Annotated in this window: 4 protein-coding genes and 1 pseudogene; 2 read left to right on the top strand and 3 right to left on the bottom strand. The window is 41.5% G+C overall.

From position 1 onward, the window contains the following. Window positions 1-85: helix-turn-helix domain-containing protein (locus tag IM322_RS07805; RefSeq protein WP_287713168.1), on the bottom strand; the 85-nt coding region annotated here is incomplete at its 3' end. A 91-nt stretch (window positions 86-176) separates the two neighbouring features. On the opposite strand from IM322_RS07805, the gene asnS reads away from it, so the two are divergent. Continuing rightward, window positions 177-1,541, top strand: coding sequence for an asparagine--tRNA ligase (gene asnS, locus IM322_RS07800; RefSeq protein ID WP_287676037.1), 1,365 nt, complete (start codon window positions 177-179; stop codon window positions 1,539-1,541). A 69-nt stretch (window positions 1,542-1,610) separates the two neighbouring features. Here asnS and IM322_RS07795 read toward each other — a convergent pair whose 3' ends face one another. Then, complete coding sequence (locus IM322_RS07795; RefSeq protein WP_287676038.1) at window positions 1,611-1,934, bottom strand: Txe/YoeB family addiction module toxin; 324 nt, start codon at window positions 1,932-1,934, stop codon at window positions 1,611-1,613. Beyond that, window positions 1,924-2,208, bottom strand: coding sequence for a type II toxin-antitoxin system Phd/YefM family antitoxin (locus IM322_RS07790; RefSeq protein WP_287676039.1), 285 nt, complete (start codon window positions 2,206-2,208; stop codon window positions 1,924-1,926). Before IM322_RS07790 ends, IM322_RS07795 begins: the two co-directional genes overlap by 11 nt. A gap of 240 nt (window positions 2,209-2,448) precedes the next feature. Between IM322_RS07790 and IM322_RS07785 the strand changes: the two are divergent. After that, a pseudogene (locus IM322_RS07785) lies at window positions 2,449-2,664 on the top strand (hypothetical protein); the annotation flags it as partial.

The following is a 2,664-nucleotide window of genomic DNA, read 5'->3' as shown; positions in this document are numbered from 1 at the left end:
CTAATCTTACACAGCCCAAAGTGCGCCGCAATAGCGACTCTTGTTCTGGTGTGGGGTAAAATCGAAACCAATAGGCTTTTTCCATATTTTACATTCTGGCATATATCGTGTAAATGCGCTAATATTTAGCGGTAAAGCCGTCGTAGAACGACGGGGTTTCAGACCCAAAATTTTCGATGACTACCAGAATCAAGGAAATCTTTCAGACAGGACAACCCGATCAATCCGTCACCGTGCAGGGTTGGGTGAGAACAAAACGAGAATTAAAAGAATTTACTTTCCTGGAAGTTAATGATGGCTCATCCCTAGCTAACTTACAAGTTATCCTCGAACCGACTTTACCCGATTATGAAAATGTACTAAAGTCAATTAGTACGGGAGTGGCGATCGCTGTTTCGGGAAATTTGGTTCCTTCCCCGGGTAAAGGGCAAAATATCGAGTTAAAAGCGGCCGAAATCACCCTTTATGGTGACTGTCCTGCGGATTATCCCCTACAAAAGAAACGTCATTCCTTTGAATTTCTGAGAACTATTGCCCATCTGCGAGCAAGAACCAACACCCTAGGAGCAGTAATGCGGGTTAGAAACGCTTGCGCTACCGCTATCCACACTTTTTTCCAAGAAAAAGGCTTTATTTGGGTACATACTCCTATTATTACCGCTAACGACTGCGAAGGTGCGGGAGAATTATTTACTGTCACCAGTTTAGACTTAAAAAAACCCGCCAATTTTGCCGAGGATTTCTTTGGTAAACGGGCCTATTTAACCGTGAGTGGACAATTACAAGCGGAAGTAATGGCTATGGCCCTATCTAATGTTTACACTTTTGGCCCGACTTTTCGCGCCGAAAATTCTAATACTTCCCGTCATCTGGCCGAGTTTTGGATGGTGGAACCGGAAATGGCTTTTTGTGACTTGGAAGGAGATCAAGATTTAGCGGAGGCATTTCTCAAATATATCTTTAAATTCGTCTTAGAAAATTGTCCCGAAGATTTGCAGTTTTTTAACGAACGTATCGATAAAACGGTGTTAAGTACGGCCGAGAATATCGTTAATAGTGAGTTTGGCCGGATTACCTACAGCGAAGCGATCGAGTTATTAGAAAAAGCCGATCGTCAGTTCGAGTTTCCAGTAGAATGGGGCGTAGATCTACAGTCAGAACACGAACGTTATCTAGCGGAGGAACTATTTAAAAAACCCGTGATTGTCACCAATTATCCCAAGACAATCAAAGCTTTTTATATGCGTCTAGATGACAATAATAAAACTGTTTCCGCTATGGATATTTTAGCGCCCAAGATCGGCGAAATTATCGGCGGTTCCCAACGGGAAGAACGATTAGATATACTGAGACAAAGAATGCAGGAACAGGGAATGAATCCGGATGATTTGTGGTGGTATTTAGATCTGCGTCGCTACGGTTCCGTTCCCCACGCCGGTTTTGGTTTAGGGTTCGAGCGTCTGGTACAATTCATGACAGGAATGACCAATATTCGCGATGTGATTCCTTTCCCCCGTACCCCTTTAAGTGCCGACTTTTAGAATGATGTCTGGGATCGACGGGAAAAAGGTTGTAATCCTCAAGCTTAGAGTGGGTGAATTTTGCTAAGTTTAGCCTGATTGATAATGATAGCGAGCTTGTAAAAAATAAACCTTATTTCCTGTGACTTTATAAACTAAACGATGCTCTAAGTCGATCCGTCGTGACCAAGTGTCGGCAGCAATATACTTAAGAGGTTCGGGTTTACCCAATCCTGTAAACGGATCGCCATCCAAAATATCTGCTACTAAGTCTAAGATTTTATCGCCTTTTTTCGGTTCGTTCTGATACCACCAGGCTAAATCTGCTTTGAAATCAGGACTAAAAACGGGCAAATAACCATGAATAGAATTGTTTTTAGGTTTATCTGGCTTATTTTCTCTTTTAGGACTCAATTCCTAACTCCTCTTTTAATTCAGCTAATGTTTGAGGAGTTGCATCTTCCGTCTCTGTCCATGCTAAAGAGCGAAATAAGCGTTTGGCATTTTCTGGCGATCGCCATAAATAAACACACTCTAATAAACTGGAAAGCTCATCTTCAGCAATTAACGCCACATTTTTCTGATTGCGACGCTTAATGACGATAATTTGAGATTCCTCACACACCTGATCTAAGAGACTCGCTAAATTCATTCTCGCCTGAGAGTAGGTGGTTTCTTTGCTTAACATGATTTTTAGGGGATACTTGTACAACCTTATTGTACAATTCCAAGCTCTTGAACTCCCCAAAAACCCCAAAATCTCGATCGCTGGTTAGGGAGAGAAATGTAAAGATTTATAAAATTGTATCTTTTAATACAGTTGTGGGGGGTGGGAATGTGTATTGTTTTGCTAGCCGCCATTGGTGTTGGGTTGGGCTATTGCTTGACCTGACTGCGAGGGGGCAAACACTTATGTACTGCGTAGCGAATGGTGATGAAAAAAAGATTTTTCAGATGGCTACCAATTTTAGCCTTAACTACAGCTTTATGTTCTAACTTCTATCAGAATCACGATGATATTGCTCAAGCTCGTAATTTAAGACGTGTAAGCAATGGTTTTGCTTTCGAGATTCAGAATTGTAATAAAGACAATAATTCTGTAGTTTGTACTTTTATGGTTGCAAACTTAGGGGAAGTCAGAGAT

The organism is Microcystis sp. M109S1 (assembly GCF_020247025.1).
Classification (GTDB): Bacteria; Cyanobacteriota; Cyanobacteriia; order Cyanobacteriales; family Microcystaceae; genus Microcystis.
The sequence above is the reverse complement of the archived record's forward strand: the minus strand, read 5'-3'. Positions and strand labels throughout refer to the sequence as shown.